Raw genomic sequence first — 20,948 nt, 5'->3', positions numbered from 1 at the left:
TTCGTGTAGCCACGGGCATGACGTTGGCAATACAGGAGCGGGCCAGCGCGATCAAACCGCCGCCGTCACCACCATCTCGATCTTCCAGCCCGGCTTGGCCAATTGCGCTTGCACGGTGGCACGTGGTGGTGTGTGACCGGCAGGAACCCACGCATCCCAAACCGCGTTCATCCCGTCAAAGTCGGCCAGATCGACCAGAAAAATCTGCGCCATCAGAATCTTGCTTTTGTCAGTACCGGCACGCGCCAGCAACGCATCCACTGCCGCCAACACCTGCTGCGTCTGGCCCGCAATGTCCTGCGAGGCATCGTCGGCAATCTGCCCGGCCAAATACACCGTGCTGTTGTATACGGCCATCTCGGACATGCGGGGGCCGACATCAAAACGTTGGATCATTGGATTTTTCCTTTGGTTTTTTGAAAGACCCGAATGCTATCAAGTAACTGTGCAAGGACATCCAACACACGGCTGTGCCCCAAGCGGCTACGGGGCATGCTGAACACTTTGGTATCAAGCCGCAGGGCGGTGAATCAAGCCACCACCGCCTGATCCGCCGCCGACTTTTCCGACACCCCAGCAGATTCAAAGCTGGCCATCTCGCGCAGCATGGCGCAGCTTGAGAGCAGCAGCGGCCAGGCCAGGGCCGCACCGGAGCCTTCGCCCAGGCGCAGGCCCAAGTCCAGCAAGGCCTGCACGCCCAGGTACTGCAACATAAATTCATGGCCACGCTCGCCCGAGCGGTGGGCGAAGACACAACGCTGCAACACCAGCGGTTGCAGGGCGTGGGCCACCAACACGGCGCTGCTGGCGATGAAGCCGTCCACCACCACCACGCGGCGCTCCTGGGCGGCTTGCAGCACGGCCCCGACCATGGTGGCGATCTCAAATCCACCCAAAGCCGCCAGCGCGTCCAGCGGTGCTTTGGCATCCGGATGTCGCGCCAGCACCTCGCGCAACACCGCCGTTTTACGTTGCACGGCGGGGGCATCCAGGCCGGTGCCAGCGCCGGTGCACACCTCGATGTCCAGCCCGGCCAGACGTGACAGCAGCAGCGAAGCCGCTGAGGTATTGCCAATGCCCATTTCACCCAGCAGAAGCGCATTGCCCGGCAGTTCCTTCACCAGTGCCACGCCATGCGCCAGGGCTTGCTGGCATTGCTCAGCCGTCATGGCGGCTTGCACGCTGGAGTCTGCCGTGCCCTGCTCGGCTCCCACAGCCTTGCGCACTTGCAAGCCAGTGCGTTGGCTGCCTGCAGGCAGACCGGCCAGAAAGTCGTGTTTGACACCGCAGTCCACCACCGTGAGCGCAATACCGTTCAGGCGTGAAAACACGCTGACGGCTGCACCACCGGCCAGAAAGTTTTCCACCATCTGCCAGCTCACGTCACTGGGAAAAGCCGACACGCCACGCGCAGTCAGCCCGTGGTCACCGGCAAACACCACCATCTGGGCTTGATCCAGCAGCGGGTTTTGTGTGCCCAGAATCTGGCCGATCTGGAGTGCCATATCTTCGATGCGGCCCAAAGAGCCCAGTGGCTTGGTTTTGTTGTTGAGTTTGTCCTGCAGTGCAGCAGTCAGAGCAGGCGAAGAGATGTCCGTCAGGACAGGAAGTGTGGTATTCATGGCAGTCCCCTGTGCGTGAATGGTGGAGGCGCTGCCCGGCCTTGCAGCACCCATAACAACATCAGGCCGGTCTTCTGGCTTGGCGTCAACTGCCTTCACGCACCTTCCCGGCTTGGCAGCCAGTGGCATTTGCGCGAGGCATCGTCCTTACAGCGTTGGGCACGCGACGGATTCACACCGTCTTCCCGATTCTCCCCAGGCCAATGGCCTGCGGCACCTGAAGCGGCGGATCATAGCAGCGCGGGCAGGCCTGGCTTCAGCGCCCCAGGCTGTCGAGCAGGCCGGGGGTGAAATGTCTGCCGATGTAGTCGGCCAAGCCGTCAAACACGGCATCCAGCGTCGGGCTGTTGACACCAAACAGGGCTTTGAGCGCGGCGGGGTCTTCCAACAGGCCGTGCAGGTACAGGCCGAGCACATTGCCCTGCGCGTTGCACCAGCCCAGACCGCCCGGCAGCACCTCCAGCGCCACGTTACCAGCAGCCGCCATGGCCGGATGCTGCGCGGTCTGGCCGTGGTGAATTTCATAGCCACTGACACAGACACCGGCCAACGAAGTCCAGGGTGTCGCAGGATCATCAGGCACTTCAGTCACGCCAGCGGGGCTGGTCGGTATAGAAGCGAATCGGGTTTGTGTATGCCGCACGGTTTTATCGGCCTCAAACACCGTCACCAGTGGCAGCAGGCCCAAGCCCGGCGCGTTGCCGTCGATGCCGTGCGGGTCAATCAGCGCCTCGCCCAGCATTTGCAAGCCGCCGCACACGCCCAGCACCGCCCCGCCCTGCCCCGCATGCTGCGCCACGGCGGCGTCCAGCCCTTGTGCGCGCAACCAGGCCAGGTCAGCGCTGGTGGCTTTGGAGCCAGGCAGGATGATCCAGTCAGTGGGTTTCAGTCCCGCCAGCTCCGAGGGTGAACGTACCCATTGCAGCTTCAAACCGGGGATGTTTTTGAGCGGCTGGAACTCGTCCAGGTTGCTGATGCGCGGGTAGGCGATCACGGCCACCGTCAGGCTGACTGCGCCTTTGGAGATGCTGCGGTCGTCAAACACACCGTCTTCTTCCGGTAAACCGTGTTGCCACCACATCGGCAGCGTGGCCACCGTGGGCACGCCGGTCAACTCTTGCAGCATCTGTGGCGCAGGGACCAGCAGGCTGGCATCACCGCGAAACTTGTTCAGCACAAAGCCCTTGATCAACGCCCGCTCATCCTCTGGCAGCAGCGCCCAGGTGCCGTACAAGTGGGCAAACGCGCCACCCCGGTCAATGTCGGTGACCAGCAGGCAAGCGGCGTTGCAATGCTTGGCCACGCGCATGTTGACGATGTCGCTGCTTGAAAGGTTGATCTCCGCCGGGGAGCCCGCGCCCTCAATCACCACCACGTCGTTCTCGGCCCGCAGCGCGTCCAGGGCAGCGGCGATGTGCGGCCAGACTTTGAGACTGCGGCCACGCCAGGGCATGGCGGTGAGTTCGTCGCTCACTTGGCCCATCAGCACCACCTGGCTGTGCGTGTCGGCCTCAGGTTTGAGCAGGAGCGGGTTCATGCGCACCTCGGGCTCGGCCTTGGCGGCCAGGGCTTGGAAATACTGTGCGCTGCCGATCTCGCCTTGGCCGTTGCTTGATGCCACCACGCGCGCGTTGTTGCTCATGTTCTGCGCTTTGAACGGGGCAACCTTCAAGCCTTGACGGGCGTAATGGCGGCACAGCGCGGTGGTCAGCCAGCTCTTGCCCGCGCCGCTGGTGGTGCCCAGCACCATGATGCAGCGGGCGCTCATGGGCGCGCACCTGCGATGCCAAACACCACAAACAAAGTGGCCTTTCGTCTAGGTTCTATGGGGTCTAGATAGCGATTTTTCATATGGGTTAGAGTCAATTAAAGGTCCTGGCTTGTGCAGTGCCTCGGTGCGCACTGCGCGATGCAAACCTATCATGGCATTGCTGGCCACAGCGTCTGAAAATCAAATGAGAGCTGCCGGTGATGCCGAATCGCCAGCAGATAAATCGTGGTGTCGAAGCACACGTACAACAGCAACAGGTAATTCGACATCACGTATTCACAAATTTCGCCATCCTTCGCAATGGCTTTGAGCTTGACCTTTAAACCGGCGACTGCGTTGCTGGCCTCCACGGAGCGGATGGGCCGCTCGAAAAACCGCCTGCCCATGCGGGGAAAGCGTTCCAGGTTGGGGATGACGGTATCCGAGAGTTCATCCAGCAGCGCGTCAAAAGCCTGTGGCGCATCAGCCGCCAGCAAAAAGGCTTCGACCTCTTCAAGATTGCGCTCAAAGTTCGCGGTGAGCTTGACAAGATGCTTGGCTGCCACGGCGCTGGCCCTGCTCAAGCTTGGGGCTTGGCCGCACGGCGACGCTTCAACGCAGCCAGTGTGGTGCGTGCATCCTTCACCTTGCCTGCGGCAATGTCGTCCAAGCCCTTAGCCGCATCGTCAATCAACAGAAGGTGAATACGCTCGCACTCCAACTGGTGGTAGTAGTCCAGCCGCCGGGAGTCGATGATGGCGACGTAGCTTTCGCCGTTCTTGGTGATGATTTTTTCAGCACCAGCCTTGACCTGCTCGACCAGATCGGACAAGGTGGCACGGGCCTGAGTGAGGGGAACCACATCGCTTGCGGTGAATGCCATGATGGCCTCCGGCGGGTTGAAAGGTGTACAGAATACTGTGCATTATGTGCTTACCGACCGTGCAAGCAATGATCAACCCGACTTGATTTCGTCCCCGGCAACGGGCGCGGCATCCGGCACAGCTTGCAAAAACCGCTCACAGTCCTCGCGTTTGCCCAAGGCGGCTTCGCGGCGCAGATAGTCCAGCGTCTGAAAGATGCCATTTTTTCTGCTGCGGCGCTGGCGATGAACTGGTTGACAGATATGCCGTCTTGGCGGGCCAAAACCTTGATGCTTTCGTGCACTGAGTTGGGCACACGAACAGTGAACGTGGTCTCTTGGTGTTGATCAAAACCGTTGAAAGTCCAAATGACTATTGGTGGATTCAAATCGTAGGTTGAGCCCAGTCAAAAATTTCCTGCGCGAGCTCCGAAGGAGCCGCCATACTGACGACGCGAAACCCATCGCGCTCTAACTTCCATTCATGCTCTTCAATGATCTCTTCAATTTTTTTGTATTCCTTAGGCTCCATCAAATCAGCCTTAGGCAATAGAAGGAACAGGCCAATGTTGTCCATCTTGTTGACGCGAGAGTAGGTCGTGAGATCCCTGCTCGATTTAAGTAAGTTGATTTCGACTGTTTGGGCTGACTTGTAAGCTGCCGAGGTCACGCTGCCACAGGCACCAGCAGTCAAAATGTTCAGATCTAAAAAGTGTTTGATGCCCTCATAGTCGATCAGCAAGCCTTGACCTTCGGACGGAACAATCTTTTCAAAGTCCATCTTTGCGATCTCTTTAAGTTTCTGATTGACCAGTTGGCGAGCCATGGGCGTATCGATGAACTCAAACTCGTTGACTTTTCGTTTGACCGATGGGGCCATAACGACGATTTCATGAAACAACCTCTCGACAGTCGACTCTCTGTCATCTCCCGAGGTGTAACTCGGCAAGGCCAAAGTCAAGCAATGGGTGCCGAACACTATCTCGGGGATGTCCGTTTTGGACTGAACGGCGTGGCGTAACGCTTCTTCTGCATAGGCCAGCAACTCGCGAACTGACTTTTGCGGAAACTGGTCGTGATACAGGCACTCGAACTTTTTGAAGTCATCGAGCAACTTGAAATGGATGCGGTCGCCTGGAGACTGAACCACGACGCCAACCGTGAAACGTTGTGGGACAAACACGTCTGGTTGGAGCTCGACAGTGGTCCATGCGCCTGAGAAGGCAGGTTTCGGTGTGGAGGTAGCTAATCGGCTGAGGTGTTCGGAGTTTCCGTCTCCAAACGTGATGATGGAGGGCCTATCTGCCGGAGCTTGGGTATTGCTCATGCGATGACTCCCAGTGTTGTTGACAGCCATCCGGACTGGGCGCGGTTATCAAGCGTTTGAACGATCATTTGGGTCGCGGCAGATGCATGAGCTGGAATTATTTTGGCGATGATGTCCGCCAAGTCTGCTTTGGCATCAATCAAAGCTTGGGCATGGCCATTTGCAGCAGAGGCCATGTCCATTTGAAAACGCTGGAAGTCGGTGACGGACAGTGCATTTCGAGCTTCAACCAAGAGGCTGCGCTCTTCAAAACCTCGACCAGTTGGAACCCAAAGAAGGTCATGAAGCAAAGATTCGTGGTCTATGGCGACATAGCCACCATTGGACGAACGGATGACGTTTCCAAAATTACGGTCTCTCAGGTCACTCCACTGATCGAAAGCAGCGATTTTTCGGGCATCCTTGCTTCTCAGGCAGTTTTTGCGTGAAATGAAAAAAACCATTTTGTGTACTTGGCGTACAGATTTCCCAGCAACGATCTCGCTACACCACGCGGGGCAAGAGTCCATTCCATCAAATTTAGGCGGCAGCGGGCAATATTTGCGCAACTCGGGGACAGGCACCATGACGATGGCACCAAAAGCTGGGCAAGCCACATCACTTTTGCGTGCAAGCAGCCAACCGATGGCTTCGCACAGCAGCGCTGGACCATCAAGAGGCAATAGTTTTACGAAACAATCATGCAACTTGCCAGTCGTGTCAGCGATTTTGGCTAGGTGCGTCGTTTCATTAATGCCCGTATTAGCAGGCTTGCTCCGGAATTCGCGCCATGCGGAAGAATCTAGGATTGGCACACTCATTGGCAGTCTCCCCGAGGCACCACTGGCTGTTTTGCGCTCATGTTTTACAACCCCTTTTATATGAGATGGAGCATACCGCATCAATTTGCGAAGGATCAGTCGCAACCGAGGCCAAAGATCACAAAGGCATCAAGGTTTTCTGGGGACTCGTTCGCCCACAAGATGCCTCACCCCTCCACCTCCGCCCAACAATTAGGCGTTTCATACAACGTCACCTTGGCCAGCGACAGATGCCGGCCGAAGCGGTCGTGGTAGACCTCTTTCAAGATGTCAAAGGCGGTTTTGGCCAGGTTTTCTACGGTCGGCACGCGGTCAATGACGACGGTTTTGTGGTTCGGCATGCTGTCCAGAAAATTACGCACGGCCGTGTCCTTTTCATAGACGATGAAAGCGTGGTCCCAGAGCTTGACCAAGTGTTCGTGCGCCAGCGCCTTGATGTCGCCAAAGTCCATGATCATGCCGTTGTCGGACTGACCGTCTTGCTGCACCACGTCGCCGGTCAGGGTGATGAGCAGGGTGTAGCGGTGGCCGTGCAGGTTGCGGCACTGGCTGTTGTGGTCGGGAATGCGGTGGCCGGCATCGAATTCCATTTTGCGGGTGATGGTGAGCATGGGCTTGCCTGATCAGAATAATTAAGGGATTTGAAGAAGTTTGTGGGTTTGCAGGCTGAGCTTCCACTGGGGGTGCGCCTTGCAGTAGTCAATGGCCAAGCGCTGGTTAGCGGCTTGCAGCGGGCCGTCCATGGCCTGCACAAAAAAGTGGTCAAAGTCCAGCGCGGCGTACACGTCCAGCGGCTGGCCAGGCTGGGGGATGACGACCTTGATCTCATTGCCCTCATGCACCACCAGCTTCGCTCCCATTTTGGGGCTGACGCAGACCCAGTCCACGCCTTCGGGCACGTGCAGCGTGCCGTTGGTCTCGATGGCGATTTCAAAGCCTGCGCCGTGCATCGCTTCGATCAGCGGCGCGTCCAGTTGCAGCAGCGGCTCGCCGCCGGTGAACACCACATATTTGTGCGCCGGGTAAGCGGCGGGCCACAGGGCGTTGATGCGCTCGGCCAAACTCTGTGCAGTCTTGAACTTGCCGCCGCCTTCGCCGTCTGTGCCAACAAAGTCGGTGTCGCAAAACTGGCAGACAGCACTGGCACGCCGGTTCTCGGTGCCGGTCCACAGGTTGCAACCGGCAAAGCGGCAGAACACCGCCGGGCGACCGGCCTGCTGGCCTTCGCCTTGCAGGGTGTAAAAAATTTCCTTGACGCTGTAGGTCATGCTTGCTCTCGGGTTGACATGGCCCGATTGTCCCTTGTCAGCGCCCACCACTTTGGTAAGAGCAGACATGGATCTGATTGACGGCCAAACGGTACTTGCCTATCCAATCATGCGCACGAAATTAGCTATAAATTAAATAGCTTTTCAGGCAATGTAGATAAGCACTACAGGCACTTTTTATATAAATAATTGAACAAAACCCAATTTCACAGGCTTCACAGACAACAGGTTGGCAAAGCCAGGGGCATGGTTAGCCACATGCCCTCTAATCCTCGATCCCACGCTGCGCCGGAATACCCGCCTTGAACGCGTGTTTGACCATCTGCATCTCGGTCACGGTGTCGGCCTGTTCGATGATCTCGGGTGGGCAGCGGCGGCCGGTCAGCACCACATGGACATGGCTGGGACGGACCTTCAGGGTTTGCAGCACATCGGCCAAAGGCAACCAGCCGTAGATCAGCGGATAGGTGATCTCGTCAAGGGTAACCATGAAGTAGTCGCCGCTCAGGATGGCGGCCTTGGCTTTTTGCCAGCCATCTCGCGCCAGCTGGGCGGAATGTTCCAAATCCTGGCTCTTCCAGCTAAAACCGTCACCCAGGCCTTCGATGGGGATACCCATCTGCTCGAACATGCGGTGTTCACCAAAGCGGGCGCTGGGCACCTTCATGAACTGAAAAATCTTCACCGCCTTGCCGCGCCCGTGGGCGCGCAGCGCCAGGCCAAAGGCGGCGGTGCTTTTGCCCTTGCCGTCACCGGTGTTGACAATCACAATGCCGCGGCGCTCGCCCTCGGCTTTGTCATAGGGTTTCTCGGTCGGCGGGGTTTCGATGTGCATGATGGAGTGTGAACTATCAGTAGCAAGTTTCGGTACGGTAAAGCCCAGTCAAGTCCTTGGGCATGGAACCAGGCACGTTATTTGGGCAACGCCACCCATTGCCCGGCCAATGGATGGATGGTGATGCGGTGGTCAAACACGGCTTCCAGCGCGCGGTGGGTGGCTGGGGCGGCGCTGAGTCCCTGGTGGGTGATGCGCCCGGCGGCCATGATGAGCATTTCATCCGAATGCAATGCCATCGAGATTTCATGCAACACGCTGACAACCGTGACACCACTTTCCAGCAAGCAGCGCACCACACCCAGCCAGTCGGCCTGGTGCGGCGGGTCGAGGTTGGCAAGCGGCTCATCCATCAGCAGCACCTGGGCCTGCACAGCCAGGGCGCGGGCCAGCAACACGCGCTGACGTTCGCCGCCTGAGAGTTGCCCCAAAGAGCGCGCACGCCAGTCCCAGCCCTGGGTGGATTTGAGGGCCAGTTCAACCGCCGCCCGGTCTGCGTCGCTGGGTGCGGCCAACCAGGCCTGATGCGGTAAACGACCCAGCATGACCACATCCCACACCGTCAGATCGTCCGCCGCTGACTCGTTTTGCCCCAGCCACGCCAGGCGCTTGGCCCGTAATCTGGCCGGTGTACGGGTCAGCGACTGGTTCAGCAACTCCACGCTGCCCTGGTATGGCAACAGCCCGGCCAGCACTTTGAGCAAGGTGGATTTGCCCGCACCGTTGGGGCCAACAATGCTGGTCCAACGCCCTTGCGGCAGAGCCAGTGACACATCGTGCAATATCTCGACATTTCCGATACTAGCCCTTATTGCGCTTGCGTTAATAGCTATTGAAGTCATAGCACTGCTCCACCACCCCGTGTGCCACGATGCATCAGCCACAACAAATAGCCACCACCCAGCACGGCGGTAAGCACACCCACCGGCAGTTCTTGCGGTGCGATCAGCCAGCGCGCCAATGTATCGGCGGCCATCAGCAGCACACCACCCATCAGGCTGGAGAGCAGAATCAAAAGGCTATGCGTGGTTTTGACCACCGAGCGCACCAGGTGCGGCGCAGCCAGCCCCACAAAGGCAATCAAGCCGGTTTGTGCCACCGCCGCGCCAGTAGCCAGCGCTAGCACAGCCACCAGCGCCAGGCGCATGGAGGTTAGCGGCAAGCCCAGGCTGTGCGCGGTGGCTTCGCCCAGACTCAAACCATCAAGCAAGCGCGCCAGCAAAGCGCCAGCCACACTGCTCAGCAGCCAGACAGCGGCCATCACCACACACGCTGTCCAGCCAACAAACGCGGTGGAACCCAGCATAAACGCCTGCATGGCCTGCAGCGACTCGGGTGACCAGATCAGCACCAGGTGTGTCATGGCCCCAAGCACCACACCCACCACCACGCCCGCCAGCAGCAGACGCAAGGTGTGTTGCACACCGTTGGAAAGCGCCAGTGTCAAAAACACGGCCAGCACCGCGCCGCCGAATGCGGCCCCGGTCAGCCCCAGGCGTACCAGCCAGCCGGTGCCGAAGACCGAAAACGCCATGCCATCAGCCATCATCCCGCCCCCCCCCAACATGCCTCCAGCGCCGCCCATGGCGGCCAGCACCAGCGCCACCCCAAGCGACGCACCAGACGCACTGCCCAGCAAAAACGGGTCGGCCAGCGGATTGCGAAACAAGCCCTGCGCCAGCGCACCGGCCAGCCCCAGCAAGGCTCCCGCAGCCCAGGCCCCCAGCGTGCGCGGCAGGCGAATGTCCCAGATGATTTGCCGAGCCATGGCGGTTTGATCGGGGTCCTGGGCCGGATGCAACAAGGGCGTGATCAGATTCTCAAACCCGGCACTGCCCACGCAGACGCCCAAAGCCGCCAGCAACGCCGCCATCAGCAGCAAGACCCAACCCAGATAGGACGCTTGACGCAGATTCACCGTTGATCGCTCTCTATTTTGTCGTTCAAACACTGCGCCATCAGTCGCGCACCTTCAGCCATACGCGGGCCGGGGCGCACCAGAATGTCCGACTGCTCGGCGCTGAACACACACACCCGATGCGCACGCACCGCTCGCATGCCTTGCCAGCCTGGGCGCTGTTCCAGGTTGTCCACACTGCGCTGCCCCATCATGATCACATCCGGGTTGGCCCGCACGATGTACTCGGGGTTGAGCTTGGGAAACGGCCCGAGCGCCGCTGGAAGAATATTTTTGACACCGAGGCGGGTCAGGGTTTCACCAATAAAGGAGGACTCGCTGGCACCATAGGGACCGGAATTGGCCTCAAAGTAAACCCGTATCGGCGTGGCAGTGTGAGGAATGGACTGCGCCGCCGCAGAGGTGGCCGCGTCGATCACACGCCAGACACGTGCCGCATCCTGAACTGCCAGCACTTGGCCAACTTTCTCCAGCACACGCTTCACATCCGCATGGGTTTTGGGCTCCAGGGCCAACACCTTGATACCCAACGATTGCAGCCGATCACCAAACCGTGAAGAGGTGGCCATGAGCACCAGATCCGGCTTCAGGGCCACAATGGCCTCGATGTTGGGGTCCAGACCACCCCCAACTTGCGGCAACTTTTTGACGCGGTCAGGGTAATTTGAATAACGATCCACACCCACCAACAGGGCGCACTGCCCCAGTTCACACACCGTTTCGGTCAGGGACGGCAACAGGCTGACGATGCGCTGTGGCGGCTGGGTGAAATGAACCGAAATCCCCCGCTCATCCGTGACTTGCAGGGCATGTGCAGCGCCCATACCGTACATGCTCAGCACCAGCATACAAACCATCCAGCGCGCCAACATCATCTGGCCTTTCTCAAGGTATGGAAGACCACATTGGTTCATGTCGGCTCCAGTCCATCACGATTTGGTGCAGCGCTGCCACACCATCGGTCAACGCAGCCGGGCCTGGCTGCAGGATGTCGGCCGATTTGATTTCAAAAATATGCCCTGTCTTGACGGCGGCCACCGCACTCCAGCCGGGTCGTGCGGCCACCTGCTCCCGGTTGAACTTCTTGCCACACCATGAGCCGATGATGATATCGGGGTTGCGCTGGATGATCACGTTGGCATCGGCAATGATCCGATGTTTGCCCAAAGACTGCGCCGCCAGTTCAGGAAAAATATCATCACCCCCAGCCACGCCAATCAGCTCCGACACCCAGCGGATGGCGCTGATGTGTGGTGTGTCCCATTCTTCAAAATAAATTTTGGGTCTGCGGGTCAATTTGGCCGCTAGTGCTTGTATTTCAAGCATGGAGTGCTTCATATTTTGAAGCAATGCCACACCCTGCTCAGCCTGACCTACCATCGCCGCCACTTGGTACAACACATCGAAAATCTCGGCCACGCTACGCTGATTAAATACCGTCACCTGCACCCCGGAGCGGATCAGACTGCTGGCAATATCGGCCTGCATGTCCGAAAAACCCAGCACGCAGTCGGGCTGCAGCGCCAGGATTTTGTCCAGCTTGGCGCTGGTGAAGGCGCTTACTCTGGGCTTTTCAGCGCGTGCCCGACGTGGCCGCACGGTGTAGCCAGAGATACCCACAATGCGGTGCTCCTGCCCCAACAAGTACAACCACTCCGTGGTTTCCTCGGTCAGGCAGACGATGCGCTGCGGGCCCAGGGTGTCTGCAGATAAAAGTGGTTTCACAAAACCCTCAACGCGGTTGCCACTGCAAGCCCAGATAAAAACTTCGCCCGGCGGTGGCCATTTGACCCACTTGCTGGTATTTGACATCAGCAGCATTGTCCAGTCGCATCACCAGTTGCCAATCTTTGCTCATCTGTTGGCTGGCATTCAGGTTCAGCAACGCATAACCCGGCAACACAACGGTGTTGGCAGCATTGTCAAAACGCTCACCTACCGCCTGTACTTCGCCACCCAGGTGCCATGTGGCCACACGACGATCCACACCCAGCATCAGTGTTTTGCGGGCACGCAGGCTAAGTGTCTTGCCGGTCACGCTATTGATGGGATCCAGCGTATCCAGCGATGCGCGCATTTCATAAGGGCCAAGCCGTTGTGTTCCGCTGAGGGTCACCCCCTGAATGCTGGCCTGACCAACGTTGTAATAACAAAAGAAGCCAGCAGAGCAGCTACTGAGTGTCTGACTGGAGCTGATCAGGTTGGAGACATCATTGCGGTACACCACCGCCTTGACTGTGCGCACAGCGGTGGCATAGCTGACACCCACCTCGTGGTTTTGGTTGGATTCAGGTGCCAGCTTGGTATCTCCATACGGGCCATACACCTGCTCCAGTGTCGGCACCCGAAAAGCTGTTCCGGTAGACACATTGGCACGCCAATGGGGCGCAAAGCTGTAGGCATAAGCCAGTGCACCGGTTGATTTGGAGGTGAACAAGCTGTCATTGTCCTGGCGCAGATTGATCTGCACGGCGTGTTGGCCGTAGTTGGCCCCATAGCCCAGAGCCACCGCGTTTTGTGTGCGTGACCCTTTAAAAGCCGGGTCCCATGTGGTGGCCTTGGCATCAAAATCATCACGGCGCTCTTCCAGGACGGCCGTCAACATGCCTTTGCCCAAACGGACATTATTTTCAAACAGCACCGTTTGCAAATTGGTTTTGAAGTCGTTGGGGGCGTTATCGGTTCTGTCCATCTGACTTTGCGACAGACTCAAACGGGTGCTGTAGACATCTGTCCACTGTGCACGCCAACTCAACGCCGACGTACTCAAATGGCTTTTGACATTGATGTCTGTGCCACCACCCCATGGCACGTATTGGGTTTCCAAGGTGCTGTCCAGCGCGGTCAATTCAAGCCGGTGCGATGAAGACAACTGGTAACCCAGGTTCAAACTGCCACTTTGACGTGAACTGGCCTCATGATCAGGCTTATGAACCAAATCAGGACGGGTGTTGAAACCATCACTGTCCTCACGGCCCACACTCAACGCATAGTCCCATCCAGATTGGGCACCGCTGAACCCGGCTTCCCATTTTGTCTGGTTAAAACTGCCCACCCCGAGATTCACAAACGGACTGAAACCTGCCTCGCCCCGACGGGTAAAAATCTGAATCACCCCCCCCATGGCATCTGAGCCATAAACCGCACTGGCCGGGCCACGCAACACCTCTATGCGATCAATTTGGTTCAACGGTACCAACTCCCAAGGGGCACCACCACCCAAACGCAAACCGTCCTGGGAATCCACCCGAACGCCATCCACATACAGCGCCGTCATGCGAGCATCGGCACCACGGATGTAGACGCTATTTGAATCACTTGAAGCAATGGTCTGCAAGCCTGGCAATCTGGCCAGCAATTGCGCTACCGAGGTCACACCCAGACGATCTATTTCCGTGCGATCAATGAGGCTGATGTCTGCCACCACATCGGTCACTGGCTGCTGTACCCGACTAGCCGTCACCACGACATCTTTCAAAGTAGCCACTTGACTCTGTGCCAACACCGGAAATGCGGCCATCACCGCCAGAAAAGACACGCATAAGCGCACAGGAACGCGACCGCGCTTAGAAGAAGAACAATTTTTCATAGTTGAGAAAGAAAGCATCAAATGCTCTCACCGTCGTCCCCGACGGTGCGTGAGCGTCACGGTTGCTCGTTTTGAAGCGAGCAGCCACCGTGTTGGCCGGTATCCGGGCTGGTGGAGTCAACCGTCGTCGCCTTCCCAGATGTTTAAAAAAACACCCAGTGGCCTGGACAACAGCGGAATCAGAAAAAGATTCGTCCACTTACCGTTGCGGGGGCAGCGCAGGTTAGGCTTGTCCCTGTGGACTCACCCTCCTGCTTCCCGTTGAACTGCGGCATGCGAACCACACCGCGAGCACCAACGCACTGGATTCTAGCCGGGCCGGCTTGCCAAAACCCTACAATGTCGGTCTATGTCGGAACTCAATCAAATCGATCAAATTGCCGAACGTGTAGAGCGTTTACTGGTGCGTTATGACGAACTCACACGTACCAATGCCCTGCTTTATCAGCAAATTGGCACCCTCACGCAAGAACGTGATTCACTTAAAAGCCGCCTGAGCGCGGCGCGTGCCCGTGTGGACGCCTTGCTGGAACGCTTACCCAGCGAAAACAGCAGCGCCAGCATCAAGCCCGCCTTCAAAACCGCCACAGAACGAGACCAGGCATGAAACAGCTTGAAGTGCAGATCATGGGCCAAAGCTACCTGCTGGGCTGCCCCGATGGTGGTGATGCCCGCCTGCTGGATGCGGTAGAAAAAGTAGACACCGCCATGTGCAGAATTCGCGAAGCTGGCAAGGTGCGTGCACGTGACCGCATTGCGGTGTTGGCGGCCCTTAACCTGGCATTTGATTTGGCCGATCAAACCGCGCACCAAGCCAAACCCACCCAGGCCGCACCTGCTACGCCGGATGAAACCAGTCAGCGGCTCGGCTCCTTGGTAGCCCGGCTGGATGAGGCATTAGCCCGCGACGAGCGCTTGCTCTGATTGAGCTTCACGGTCAGGCCCAGTGGCTTCCCGTGCGGCCCATGTTCTTAATGCAGCGCAGTGCTGGCCGGTGCTTGCTCACCGGGCAAACGAAAGATTTGTGCCACATCAACCGCATCAAACCGGTACTGTACGCCACAAAAATCGCAGCCCACTTCAACCTGCCCCTGCTCTTTGACAATGCTGTTGGCTTCCTCTGCACCCAGGCCCTGAATCATTTTGCCGACCCGCTCCCGGCTGCACGTGCATGAAAATCGGGGGCCGCTGTCACCTTGCAGCGGCTCGAAACGCAGCAGGTTTTCTTCCCAAAAAAGCCGGTGCAAAATGGTTTCCACATCCAGCGTCAGCAACTCTTCACGCTTCAGGCTGGCAGCCAGCATGGCAATACGGTTGTAGTGTTCATTGATGCCTATCTGGTCTTCATCAGCCGTCCGGGACGTGCCGGCCAAATTGCCCGTACCGGCCATGGGAAGGCGCTGAATCAGCAAGCCTGCGGCAACCTTGTCATCCGCAGCCAGGACAAGGGTGGTATCCAGCTGCTCACTTTGCAGCATGTAATGCTGCAACACGTCGCTGAATACCTCCAGCTTTTCGTGGGCATCACCATACAGCGGCACCACACCTTGATAGGGTTGCTGACCGGGCTGACGGTCTTTGGGGTCCAGCGTGATGGCGCAGCGACCTTCATGGCCCACATTCACCAACTGGCTCAGAGTGGCCTGCGGGCTGACCTCTCCATGAACAGTGGCCGTCGCCCGCAAGGAAAAATCGCTTTGCACCTCCACCACCGCCAGTTTGACCGGACCGTCACCCAACACCTGCACGATGAGCGAACCATTGAACTTGATGTTGGACTGCATCAGCACCGCCGCTGCCGTCATCTCACCCAACAAGGACTGCACTGGCAGCGGATACGCGCCGTGTGTCGTGTTACTGGCGCGACGGTGCAAAATTTCGGTCCAGGCATCGGTCAGACGCACCACGGCTCCGCGCACGGGCAGGCCGTCAAAGATGAATTTATGAATTTCAGACAAGTGATTTCACCCGTGAATTAAAAAAAGAAGGCCTGGACTTCAGGCAATTTTGCTCAGGCTGGTTTTGAAACGCTGGGCATTGGCCACGTAATGGTCAGCGCTCTGGCGCAGGCCCTGCAACTGCTCGGCTGTGAGCTGGCGTACCGCCTTGGCAGGGCTGCCGATGATCATTGAGCCGTCAGGAAACTCTTTGCCCTCGGTCACCAAAGCCCCCGCCCCCACCAAACAACCTTTGCCGATTTTGGCACCATTGAGGACCACCGCCCCAATGCCGATCAGGCTGTCATCCCCCACCGTACACCCATGCAACATGGCTTTGTGGCCAACCGTCACCCCGGAACCAATGGTCAGAGGCATACCCACATCAGAATGCAGCACACTCAAGTCCTGAATATTGGTGCGCGCACCAATACGAATGGCCGATGTGTCGCCGCGCACCACTACACCAAACCAGACACTGGCCTCTTCGCCCAGCACCACATCGCCCATTACCTCGGCACTACCAGCCACCCAGGCCGACTCGGCCACCGTGGGGCACATGCCCTCAAGCTCATAAATTGCCATAAACATCCTTTGGTTCAAGTTACTAGAATTGTAGGGACACCATGCTGCATACACATCCGGTCAACCCCGACACCCCTTTCATCTCCCGGCCACAGGCCTCATTGCGTGCGCAAGCCCTGCGCTTGTTGCAAATTGAAGCCGCCTCCGACAAAGCAGCCCAAGTACACGCCTTGCAAGCAGCCGATTGGCCGCTGGATGTGGATGAAATCCTGCCAGAGCCTCCCCACCTACCGGGCCGTCCCGAACGGCCACAACTGGTTCACCCATCCAGACTCAAAACCCGCGCAGTGGGCACCCTCGAAGGCCGGGCCGGTCTGATTCATGCACTCACCCACATTGAGGCCAATGCCATCAACCTGGCGCTGGACATGATGTGGCGTTTTGCCGGGATGCCAGCCGATTTTTACCTGGACTGGTGGCGGGTGGCGCAAGAAGAGGCTCTGCACTTTCACCTGCTGCAGCAACATCTGCTCAGCCTGGGTTTTGCTTATGGCGACTTTCCCGCCCACGACGGGTTGTGGGACATGGCCGAGCGCACCAAAGTGGATGTACTGGCCCGACTGGCACTGGTGCCACGCACGCTGGAAGCCCGTGGCCTGGATGCCACACCCGCAGTGCGCAATCGACTGGTGTCGGTGGGTGACCTGGCTGGTGCAGCTATTCTGGACATCATCCTGCGCGATGAAATTGGCCATGTGGCCATTGGCAACCGCTGGTACCGGTATTTATGTGCCCAGCGTGTGCTGGATCCCGTAGCCACCTATGCCCATCTGGCGCAACAATTTCAAGCCCCGATACTCAAAGGTCCTTTTAACCTGCAGGCCCGGCGTGCCGCAGGGTTTACGGAAAACGAATTGGCAGCTCTTCATACTGAGCCCAATGCTCTACCCCTACCTCCCGTCCATTGATGAACACTCCCATCCTCTCCGACATCCCGGCTTCAGATTTGGCCATCCTGACCATTGCTCGCCAACCCGTTCTGGATGCCAAACACAGTGTTGTCGGCTACGAACTGTTTGACCGCTCCATCAAGCGCCAGGATTTCACCGCAGCCAGTGATGCGGCGCTGCTGTTCAATCTATTGTCCAGTGCCGACAGCGAAGTCTTGAGCGGACATAAACTGATTTTCATCAACTGCACCCATCAAACTCTGGCCGCAGGACATCTGGAATTGATTGAGCCCGAACGGGTGGTGCTTGAAATCCCGCCCATGCCACTGGATCAGTCCGAGCCAGAGGACATTGAAACCTACCGGCAAATCCTGGCCAATGTCCACCAGCGTGGCTTCAAACTGGCTTTTGATGAAACCGTGCTGACCCCGGCCTATTCAACCTGGCTCACATTGGCGAGTTTCATCAAGCTGGATGTGTCGCGCCTTGAAGTGGCGCAACTTAAAGCCATCGTTGCCCAAGCCAACCAATCCACCTCAGCCAAGCTGGTGGCCGAAAAAGTTGAAACCGCTGAGCAGTTTGAGCACGCCAACACACTCGGGTTTCACCTGTTTCAAGGCTACTGGTTTGCCAAACCGGTGCTGATCAAAGGCCAGACCATACGCCCGGCTCAGGCGGTCATCATCCAATTGATCAACCTGGTACGCAAGCAGGCCAGCACCACAGAAATTGAAGAAGTCCTCAAACACGACCCCACGTTGTCTTTCAACCTGCTGCGATTTATCAATTCAGCAGGTTTTGGTTTGAGCTGCGAAGTGACCTCCTTCAAACATGCGGTCATGATCCTGGGCTTGAAAAAGCTGTTTCGCTGGGCGGCCTTGCTGATGACCAGTGCCAGCGTGGGTGCAAGTTCACCTGCCGTGGGCAGCGCAGCCGTGGTGCGCGGCCGACTGATGGAGTTACTGGCTGCCGAACTGCTATCACCCGAAGAGTGCGACAACGCCTTTGTCGTGGGCATTTTTTCCCTGCTTGACACCATGATGGGTATCCCGCTGGCAGAGGCCCTGGCTTCAATCTCTCTTCCCCAAACCGTGACCGATGCCCTGCTGTACAACAAAGGCCTGCTGGCTCCCTTTTTGCAGTTGACCCTGGCCTGCGAAAGTGCAGATGACACGGCGTTTGCAGAGACGGCCATGGCTTTGCAACTCACTGGCGACCAAGTCAACTGGGCGCACCTGCAGGCGCTGGCCTGGGCTGAAAACATGACCCGGTAGCAACAGCCTGAATGGCTTAGCCACGCGGATGGTGCTGAGCGTGCAAGGTCTTGAGGCGCTCACGCGCCACATGGGTGTAAATGGTGGTGGTGGAAATGTCCACATGCCCGAGCAACATTTGAACTGCACGCAGATCAGCACCGTGGTTGAGCAAATGGGTGGCAAAGGCGTGACGCAAGGTGTGGGGCGACAGCGGGGCTGTGATCCCTGCCAGTAACGCATATTTTTTGACCAACATCCAGAACATCACCCGGCTCATGGCGGTGCCTGGGGTGCTGCCACGCAAGGTAATGAACAGGGCCTCGCTCTGATGGCCCGCCAGCAGTTCCGTACGGGGCTGTGCCAGATAACGCTTCAGCCACAAACTAGCCACCTCACCAAACGGCACCAGGCGTTCTTTGTTGCCCTTGCCCAAGACCCGCAGCACGTTGTCGTTCAGGCTGATGTTCAAGACTTTCAGCTCCACCAACTCGCTCACCCGCAGGCCGCTGGCATACATCAGCTCCAGCATGGTGCGGTCGCGCACCCCCAGCGCTTCATTCACGTCCGGGGCGTTCAACAAGGCCTCGACCTGCGCCTCGGTCAGGGTTTTGGGCATACGCAGCGGCTGTTTGGCGGCTTGGAGTTTGAGGGTGGGGTCGGCAGTGATCAAGCGCTGGCGCAAGGCCCAGCGAAAAAAACGCTTGAACACGGTGAGCCTGCGGTTGGCGGTGGTGGCCTTGGTGCTAGCGTGCTGGTCAGCAAAGTAGCCATTGAGCTCCAGCTCGGTCACGTTGATCAGCGCCATCGACTGCGACTGCAGCCAAGTGCCAAACAGGGTCAAATCCCGCCGGTAGGCAGCCAGGGTGTTCTTGGACAAGCCCTCTTCGAGCCACAGCGCATCCACAAACGTGTCAATCAGTGGATCAGGGGGGACTATGGACGGTATGGATTCAGCGTTGCTCATGGCCTGCTATTCTCGCTTCATGAACTTTGCGCAACTGCTCTTCCCTGATTTCTCATTGATCCTGATTGGCTACCTGATTTGCCGCTTTACCCCCCTGGACCGGGCGGTGTGGACACAAGTCGAGCAACTGGTGTATTTTTTGTTCTTCCCGGTGCTGCTGTTTCACTCGATTTTGAAAAGCCCGCTGGACATCAGCGCCGCCAGCAACCTGGTGGGCGCGGGCTGGGCCTTGGGGCTGGGCGGCATTGCCATCGCGTACTCGGTGCCCTACTGGCCGGGTTTGAAGCATCACATCGCAGCGCGTCAGCATGCGGCGAGCGCCCAGATTGCCTTTCGCTTCAACTCCTTCATTGGCCTGGCGCTGGCAGACCGGCTGGCCGGGCCGCAAGGCCTGCTGGTGATTGCCCTGCTGATTGGGGTCAGTGTGCCCTTGATGAATATCGGTGCAGTGTGGCCCATGGCACGGCACAGCCAGCGCGGCTTTCTGGGCGAATTGGTGCGCAACCCGCTGATCATCGGCACGGCGGGCGGCTTGCTGGCCAACCTGGCCGGCTTTGCCATCCCCACCTGGCTGGAACCCACCGTGACCCGCATTGGCGGGGCCTCCCTGGCGCTGGGTTTGATGGCGGCTGGGGCTGGCATGCAACTAGGGGCGCTGAACCACGCCAAATTGTTGGGCGTGGCAGTGTTGTTGATCCGGCACTTGCTGATGCCTGTGCTGGCCCTGGTGTTGTGCTTGGTGTTTGCCCTGAACCCGGTACAAGCTACCATCTTGCTGATGTTTTCAGCCCTGCCCACCGCCTCCAGTTGCTATGTGCTGGCGGCCCGCATGGGTTATGACGGGGCTTATGTGGCCGCGCTGGTCACGGTTTCCACCGTGCTGGGTATGCTGAGTCTGCCGCTGGCGCTGGGGGTGTTGCGGCCGATCATTGAGGCGTAGAGCGCGATCAGCATAGATGATTTGCCCAACGTTCAAAGTGAGGGGCGCGAAACGGCTTTATCGCTTAGCTTCCACTCGACCGCAGGGTTTAGCACATGATGAACAGGCAGGCAACTTATGAATGAATGGGGGAAGCGGAGAGCTTTACGCCGAGAGCATGAAGCAACTTGAGCATCGTGTCATAGCGAGGCTTTGCGCCGGGCGTAAGTGCCTTGTAGAGGCTTTCACGCCCAAGACCGGCATCTTTAGCGAGTTGTGCCATGCCACGGGCGCGAGCCACATCACGCACGGCGGTTAAAAATACATCAGGATTGGAATCTTCCAGCGCAGCGGTGATGTATTCCGAGATGGTTTCTTCATCGTCGAGATAGTCGGCTGCATCGAATGGGGAAAATTTGGCCATTG

General features: G+C 58.2%; 25 protein-coding genes and 2 riboswitches. Of the genes, 5 read left to right on the top strand and 20 right to left on the bottom strand.

All coding sequences use genetic code 11. From position 1 onward, the window contains the following. Nucleotides 1–51: 51 nt before the first annotated feature. The 16 genes from LDN84_RS09300 to LDN84_RS09225 all read right to left on the bottom strand — a co-directional run bounded on the left by LDN84_RS09300 (nucleotide 52) and on the right by LDN84_RS09225 (nucleotide 13,920). Nucleotides 52–396 carry a RidA family protein gene (locus tag LDN84_RS09300; RefSeq protein ID WP_223911559.1) on the bottom strand — a complete coding sequence of 115 codons (345 nt, stop codon included), beginning with the start codon at nucleotides 394–396 and terminating at the stop codon, nucleotides 52–54. A gap of 134 nt (nucleotides 397–530) precedes the next feature. Continuing rightward, on the bottom strand, nucleotides 531–1,622 hold the full coding sequence (gene cobT, locus LDN84_RS09295; protein WP_223911556.1) for a nicotinate-nucleotide--dimethylbenzimidazole phosphoribosyltransferase: 1,092 nt from the start codon (nucleotides 1,620–1,622) through the stop codon (nucleotides 531–533). 47 nt (nucleotides 1,623–1,669) lie between these two features. Continuing rightward, nucleotides 1,670–1,858, bottom strand: a riboswitch (cobalamin riboswitch). A gap of 20 nt (nucleotides 1,859–1,878) precedes the next feature. Beyond that, a complete protein-coding gene (locus tag LDN84_RS09290) occupies nucleotides 1,879–3,390 on the bottom strand; it encodes a cobyric acid synthase (protein ID WP_223911554.1) in 1,512 nt (503 codons plus the stop codon). Between the two features lie 152 nt (nucleotides 3,391–3,542). Then, nucleotides 3,543–3,956 (bottom strand): type II toxin-antitoxin system RelE/ParE family toxin, encoded by a 414-nt coding sequence (locus LDN84_RS09285; protein WP_223911551.1) that lies wholly within the window; start codon nucleotides 3,954–3,956, stop codon nucleotides 3,543–3,545. Next, the gene (locus LDN84_RS09280) at nucleotides 3,953–4,255 is read right to left on the bottom strand and encodes a type II toxin-antitoxin system Phd/YefM family antitoxin (RefSeq protein WP_223911549.1); all 303 of its coding nucleotides are present in this window, start codon (nucleotides 4,253–4,255) and stop codon (nucleotides 3,953–3,955) included. The genes LDN84_RS09285 and LDN84_RS09280 overlap by 4 nt, the downstream gene beginning before the upstream one ends. 50 nt (nucleotides 4,256–4,305) lie before the next feature. Continuing rightward, nucleotides 4,306–4,623 (bottom strand): toxin-antitoxin system HicB family antitoxin, encoded by a 318-nt coding sequence (locus LDN84_RS23110; protein ID WP_223911547.1) that lies wholly within the window; start codon nucleotides 4,621–4,623, stop codon nucleotides 4,306–4,308. Continuing rightward, a complete protein-coding gene (locus LDN84_RS09270) occupies nucleotides 4,620–5,561 on the bottom strand; it encodes a hypothetical protein (protein WP_223911545.1) in 942 nt (313 codons plus the stop codon). Before LDN84_RS09270 ends, LDN84_RS23110 begins: the two co-directional genes overlap by 4 nt. Further along, a complete protein-coding gene (locus LDN84_RS09265; protein ID WP_223911543.1) occupies nucleotides 5,558–6,361 on the bottom strand; it encodes a hypothetical protein in 804 nt (267 codons plus the stop codon). The genes LDN84_RS09270 and LDN84_RS09265 overlap by 4 nt, the downstream gene beginning before the upstream one ends. Nucleotides 6,362–6,528: 167 nt before the next feature. Beyond that, on the bottom strand, nucleotides 6,529–6,972 hold the full coding sequence (queD, locus tag LDN84_RS09260; protein WP_223911541.1) for a 6-carboxytetrahydropterin synthase QueD: 444 nt from the start codon (nucleotides 6,970–6,972) through the stop codon (nucleotides 6,529–6,531). Between the two features lie 21 nt (nucleotides 6,973–6,993). Continuing rightward, nucleotides 6,994–7,629, bottom strand: coding sequence for a 7-carboxy-7-deazaguanine synthase (gene queE, locus LDN84_RS09255; protein ID WP_223912890.1), 636 nt, complete (start codon nucleotides 7,627–7,629; stop codon nucleotides 6,994–6,996). A 265-nt stretch (nucleotides 7,630–7,894) separates the two neighbouring features. Next, entirely contained in the window at nucleotides 7,895–8,464 is a 570-nt protein-coding gene (cobO, locus tag LDN84_RS09250; protein WP_223911538.1) for a cob(I)yrinic acid a,c-diamide adenosyltransferase, read from the bottom strand. A gap of 77 nt (nucleotides 8,465–8,541) precedes the next feature. Further along, the gene (locus LDN84_RS09245; RefSeq protein ID WP_223911536.1) at nucleotides 8,542–9,306 is read right to left on the bottom strand and encodes an ABC transporter ATP-binding protein; all 765 of its coding nucleotides are present in this window, start codon (nucleotides 9,304–9,306) and stop codon (nucleotides 8,542–8,544) included. Then, nucleotides 9,303–10,337 carry a FecCD family ABC transporter permease gene (locus tag LDN84_RS09240; protein ID WP_223912889.1) on the bottom strand — a complete coding sequence of 345 codons (1,035 nt, stop codon included), beginning with the start codon at nucleotides 10,335–10,337 and terminating at the stop codon, nucleotides 9,303–9,305. Before LDN84_RS09240 ends, LDN84_RS09245 begins: the two co-directional genes overlap by 4 nt. Before the next feature lie 41 nt (nucleotides 10,338–10,378). Next, nucleotides 10,379–11,254, bottom strand: a complete 876-nt coding sequence (locus tag LDN84_RS09235; protein WP_223912888.1) for an ABC transporter substrate-binding protein — start codon at nucleotides 11,252–11,254, stop codon at nucleotides 10,379–10,381. Nucleotides 11,255–11,267: 13 nt separating this feature from the next. Then, nucleotides 11,268–12,107 (bottom strand): ABC transporter substrate-binding protein, encoded by an 840-nt coding sequence (locus LDN84_RS09230; protein WP_223911533.1) that lies wholly within the window; start codon nucleotides 12,105–12,107, stop codon nucleotides 11,268–11,270. A gap of 7 nt (nucleotides 12,108–12,114) precedes the next feature. Beyond that, complete coding sequence (locus tag LDN84_RS09225; protein ID WP_223911530.1) at nucleotides 12,115–13,920, bottom strand: TonB-dependent receptor domain-containing protein; 1,806 nt, start codon at nucleotides 13,918–13,920, stop codon at nucleotides 12,115–12,117. Nucleotides 13,921–14,048: 128 nt separating this feature from the next. Next, nucleotides 14,049–14,285: riboswitch (cobalamin riboswitch) on the bottom strand. A 35-nt stretch (nucleotides 14,286–14,320) separates the two neighbouring features. Here LDN84_RS09225 and LDN84_RS09220 point away from each other — a divergent pair. Then, complete coding sequence (locus LDN84_RS09220) at nucleotides 14,321–14,578, top strand: DUF904 domain-containing protein (RefSeq protein WP_223911527.1); 258 nt, start codon at nucleotides 14,321–14,323, stop codon at nucleotides 14,576–14,578. Then, nucleotides 14,575–14,895, top strand: coding sequence for a cell division protein ZapA (locus LDN84_RS09215; protein ID WP_223911524.1), 321 nt, complete (start codon nucleotides 14,575–14,577; stop codon nucleotides 14,893–14,895). Before LDN84_RS09220 ends, LDN84_RS09215 begins: the two co-directional genes overlap by 4 nt. 47 nt (nucleotides 14,896–14,942) lie before the next feature. Here LDN84_RS09215 and hslO read toward each other — a convergent pair whose 3' ends face one another. Together hslO and LDN84_RS09205 are read right to left on the bottom strand one after the other, a co-directional pair. After that, complete coding sequence (hslO, locus tag LDN84_RS09210; protein ID WP_223911521.1) at nucleotides 14,943–15,929, bottom strand: Hsp33 family molecular chaperone HslO; 987 nt, start codon at nucleotides 15,927–15,929, stop codon at nucleotides 14,943–14,945. A gap of 39 nt (nucleotides 15,930–15,968) precedes the next feature. Continuing rightward, entirely contained in the window at nucleotides 15,969–16,493 is a 525-nt protein-coding gene (locus LDN84_RS09205; RefSeq protein ID WP_223911518.1) for a gamma carbonic anhydrase family protein, read from the bottom strand. A 41-nt stretch (nucleotides 16,494–16,534) separates the two neighbouring features. Between LDN84_RS09205 and LDN84_RS09200 the strand changes: the two genes are divergently transcribed. Both LDN84_RS09200 and LDN84_RS09195 read left to right on the top strand, forming a co-directional pair. Next, a complete protein-coding gene (locus LDN84_RS09200; RefSeq protein ID WP_223911515.1) occupies nucleotides 16,535–17,401 on the top strand; it encodes a ferritin-like domain-containing protein in 867 nt (288 codons plus the stop codon). Further along, nucleotides 17,401–18,657, top strand: coding sequence for an EAL and HDOD domain-containing protein (locus LDN84_RS09195; protein ID WP_223911512.1), 1,257 nt, complete (start codon nucleotides 17,401–17,403; stop codon nucleotides 18,655–18,657). The genes LDN84_RS09200 and LDN84_RS09195 overlap by 1 nt, the downstream gene beginning before the upstream one ends. A 16-nt stretch (nucleotides 18,658–18,673) precedes the next feature. Here the strand turns inward: LDN84_RS09195 and xerD are convergent, their stop codons facing one another. Continuing rightward, nucleotides 18,674–19,603 carry a site-specific tyrosine recombinase XerD gene (gene xerD, locus LDN84_RS09190; RefSeq protein ID WP_223911509.1) on the bottom strand — a complete coding sequence of 310 codons (930 nt, stop codon included), beginning with the start codon at nucleotides 19,601–19,603 and terminating at the stop codon, nucleotides 18,674–18,676. Between the two features lie 19 nt (nucleotides 19,604–19,622). Here xerD and LDN84_RS09185 point away from each other — a divergent pair, with 19 nt between their 5' ends. Further along, nucleotides 19,623–20,543: an AEC family transporter gene (locus LDN84_RS09185; protein ID WP_223911506.1), complete on the top strand. Its 921-nt coding sequence runs from the start codon at nucleotides 19,623–19,625 to the stop codon at nucleotides 20,541–20,543. A gap of 115 nt (nucleotides 20,544–20,658) precedes the next feature. On the opposite strand, the gene LDN84_RS09180 is transcribed toward LDN84_RS09185, so the two are convergent. Continuing rightward, entirely contained in the window at nucleotides 20,659–20,946 is a 288-nt protein-coding gene (locus LDN84_RS09180; RefSeq protein ID WP_223911502.1) for an addiction module antidote protein, read from the bottom strand. Nucleotides 20,947–20,948 lie beyond the last annotated feature (2 nt).

It is taken from the genome of Rhodoferax lithotrophicus (assembly GCF_019973615.1).
Taxonomy (GTDB): Bacteria; Pseudomonadota; Gammaproteobacteria; order Burkholderiales; family Burkholderiaceae_C; genus Rhodoferax; species Rhodoferax lithotrophicus.
Note: the sequence above shows the minus strand (reverse complement) of the source record. Positions and strands in the feature narration are given on the sequence as shown.